Origin of the sequence: Geminicoccus flavidas (genome assembly GCF_009806515.1) — a bacterium.
Lineage (GTDB): Bacteria > Pseudomonadota > Alphaproteobacteria > Geminicoccales > Geminicoccaceae > Geminicoccus > Geminicoccus flavidus.
The window spans coordinates 1-3084 of sequence record NZ_WUJP01000264.1 but is presented as its reverse complement, the minus strand read 5'-3'; the positions used below and the strand labels follow the sequence as shown (position 1 = coordinate 3084).

3 protein-coding genes and 1 pseudogene are annotated in these 3084 nt (G+C 68.4%); all 4 read right to left on the bottom strand.

Annotated elements, in window-relative coordinates; genetic code table 11:
• Positions 1-737, bottom strand: a 737-nt coding sequence (locus EQG76_RS07355; protein WP_255476486.1) for an FGGY family carbohydrate kinase, incomplete at its 3' end; no start/stop codon positions are given.
• A 25-nt stretch (positions 738-762) separates the two neighbouring features.
• On the bottom strand, positions 763-1779 hold the full coding sequence (locus EQG76_RS07350) for a galactitol-1-phosphate 5-dehydrogenase (protein WP_159711996.1): 1017 nt from the start codon (positions 1777-1779) through the stop codon (positions 763-765).
• 82 nt (positions 1780-1861) lie between these two features.
• Positions 1862-2851: an ABC transporter permease gene (locus EQG76_RS07345; RefSeq protein ID WP_159711994.1), complete on the bottom strand. Its 990-nt coding sequence runs from the start codon at positions 2849-2851 to the stop codon at positions 1862-1864.
• A pseudogene (locus EQG76_RS07340) lies at positions 2848-3084 on the bottom strand (sugar ABC transporter ATP-binding protein); the annotation flags it as partial. The gene EQG76_RS07345 and the pseudogene EQG76_RS07340, both read right to left, overlap by 4 nt.

Genomic DNA, 3084 nt, shown 5'->3' with positions numbered 1-3084 from the left:
ACCATGCCGACATGCGCATCGATCCCGCCTTGGGCCAGGACCGGCCGGTTGCGCAGACCCAGATGCGCCATGGCGGCGGCACTGATGAGCCCCACCGTCCCACCCACCGGCACGATCTCCGGCGGGAGCTTCTCCGGCAGCTCGGGAATGCCCAGGGCCGCATAGAGCTCTGGATGGAAGCGGCGCTGGACCGAGTCGTAGTTCCACTTGCAGGTGGCGTTCATGCGCGAGCCGACCCAGCGGCCGGACAGCATGAAGTTCACCCAGTCCAGGCACTCGCAGACGATCTCCGCCTGCCGGTAGGTGTCCGGCTCGTGCTCGTTCAGCCACATGGCCTTGGGCACCAGCCATTCGGCAGCATCGCTGCCGCCCGCATAGGCCAGGACCGGATGATCCAGCCGTGCGGTGCGGTCGGCCTGCTCGGCGGCGCGGCAGTCCATCCAGAGCAGGGCCGGGCGGAGCGGCGTGCCATCCTTGCAGCAGGCGACCACGGTGGAGGCGGTGGTGGCGGCACAGATCCCGGCGATCTCGGGCTGGCCCAGCTCGCGCAGGAGGCCGCGCGTCGCCGCCCCCGCGGCCTCCCACCATTCGGTCGGCGACTGCTCGGCCCAGCCGGCATGCGGGTAGGTGGTGGCGAACGGCGCCTGGCGCTCGGCCAGCATCCGCCGCGTGTCCAGGTCGAACAGGCCGACCCGCACGCCGCCCGTACCGAAGTCCAGGCCCAGCAGCAACGCCATCCGCCTTCCCCCCTCGCGGCCCGGCTTACGGCCGGAACATGATCTTGGAGAAGAACTCGCCGCCGGCCTTGATCTTGCCGAACATGCCGGGCAGCTCGTCCAGCTTTAGCTCATGAGTGATCATGAACTCCCAGCGCAACGCGCCGGACGCCAGATAGTCGAGGGTCACGGTCCATTGCGGGCCGGGATAGGGGGTGCCGAACGAGTTCCAGGCACCATGCAGGCTCACCTCCTGGCGCAGGAAGTGCTGGAAGGTCTTGTTGTCGAGGGTCACGTCGCCCACCGGGATGCCGATGAACACGACATGGCCGCCGGGTGCCGCCAGGTTGGCCGCGAAGTTGATCGAGGAAGGGTGGCCGGCGGCCTCGACGATCAGGTCGCACTTCAGGTCCTGCGGCACCGCGTCGGTGATCAGGAAGGTATGGCTGGCACCGGCCTCGCGCGCCTGCTCCAGCTTCCGCTCGGACACGTCCACCGCGACGATGTCGCGGCAGCCCATCAGCTTCATCCACTGGATCGCGAACAGGCCGATCGGCCCGCAGCCGATCACGCCGCCACGGTCGCCCAGCGTCGGCTTGGCCTTCCAGATCGCATGGAGCGCGATGGAAGCCGGGTCGGTCATCGCCACAGCGCGCGGGTCCGTGCCGGGCGGGGCCTTCAAGAGATTGCCGGTGGGCGCGCAGACATATTCGGCATAGGCGCCGTCACGGCGGCTGCCGAAATAGTCGTAGTTGCGGCAGCGCGAGAAATTGCCGGTGGCGCACTGGTCGCAGACCCGGCAGGGCAGCATCGGCGCTACGCCGACCAGGTCGCCCGGTGCGAAGCCTTCCGCACCTTCGCCCAGCTCCACCACTTCGCCCGAGAACTCGTGGCCGCACACGATTGGCATGCGGTGCGCACCCTTGATCAGCATGCGCGGAATGTCCGAGCCGCACACGCCCACCGCCGCGACCTTGAGCAGCACCTCGCCCTTGCCCGGCTTCGGCTTCGGCAGGTCCTCCAGGCGGATGTCGCCCGGCTGGTACATCACGGCAGCAAGCATGGTCGGTCTTCCGTCTGGTCGTCCTGGCGGGCGCGCGTCCAGGCGCGCCCCCCGTGGGAGAGTGGCGAAGCGGGCCGGCTGCTCAGCGCTTCAGCGCGCCGGTGCCGAACTGCAGGAGCATGGCGACCACGATGATGGCACCCATGTAGACCTGCTGGTGGTAGCCCGGTACGCCGGCGAGATTCATGATGTTAGCGATGATGCCCATGATCAGCGCGCCCAGGAACGTGTTGATCACGCCACCCCGGCCGCCCATCAGGCTGGCCCCGCCGATCACGACTGCGGCGATCACGTTCAGCTCGGCACCCACGCCGACCTGGGCCGAGCCCACGCCGGTCCGGCTCGACGAAATGATGCCGGCGACCGCGGCCAGCACGCCGGAGAGCACGTAGACCGCCAGGATGTAGCGGGGCACCGGAATGCCGGCGAGACGCACCGCCTCCTCGTTGGAACCGATCGCGGTGATGACCCGGCCAAAGCGCGTGAAGTTCAGGACGATGCCGCCCAGGATGAACACCAGGAACATCAGCAGCACTGGCTGCGGGATGCCCCAGAGGAAGCCCGAGCCGAACGAGGTGAAGGCGCTGCCGGGCTCGCCCAGCGGGATCGGGCGGCCATCCGAGATGATCAGCGCCAGGCCGCGCGCGATCGCCAGCATGGCCAGCGACATGACGAACGGCGGCAGGCGCAGATATGCTACGAACAGGCCGGTGAACAGGCCGCAGGCACCGCCGGCCAGGAGCACCAGCAGGATGGTCACGAGCGGCCCATAGCCCGACATCGCCACGAAATAGCCGGTCAGCACGCTGCCCAGCGCCTGGATCGAGCCCACCGACAGGTCGATGCCGCGGGTCAGGATCACGAACAGCATGCCGACCGCCATGATGCCGGCACCGGTGGCGACCTGGCGCAGGACGTTCAGGATGTTGGGGCGGGACAGGAACGCGTCCGACCAGAGCGTGGCGACGATCACCAGCACGATGAAGATCGCGAGCGTGCCGAATCGCTGCAGGAGCACGCCGAAGCTGGTGCCGCCCTTGTGCTGTGCCGGCGCCTCGACTGCAGAGATCATGCCGCTTCACCCATTGCAGGGGCGGTGGTCCGCCCGGTCATCGAGAGGGCGAGGAGCCGTTCCTCGCTGTAATCCGCGGGCAGGAGCTCGCCCTTCAGCTCGCCTTGGCCCATCACCAGGATGCGGTCGCACAGGCCGAACAGCTCCTGGTGCTCCGAGGAGATCACCAGGACGGCCTTGCCGTCCTCGGCCAGCTTGTTGATCAGTGCGTAGATCTCGGTCTTTGCACCCAC

Bases quoted from the DNA above. Each gene is read 5' to 3' on its own strand.
- EQG76_RS07350 (WP_159711996.1), bottom strand. From the start codon at position 1,779: ATGCTTGCTGCCGTGATGTACCAGCCGGGCGACATCCGCCTGGAGGAC.
- EQG76_RS07345 (WP_159711994.1), bottom strand. From the start codon at position 2,851: ATGATCTCTGCAGTCGAGGCGCCGGCACAGCACAAGGGCGGCACCAGC.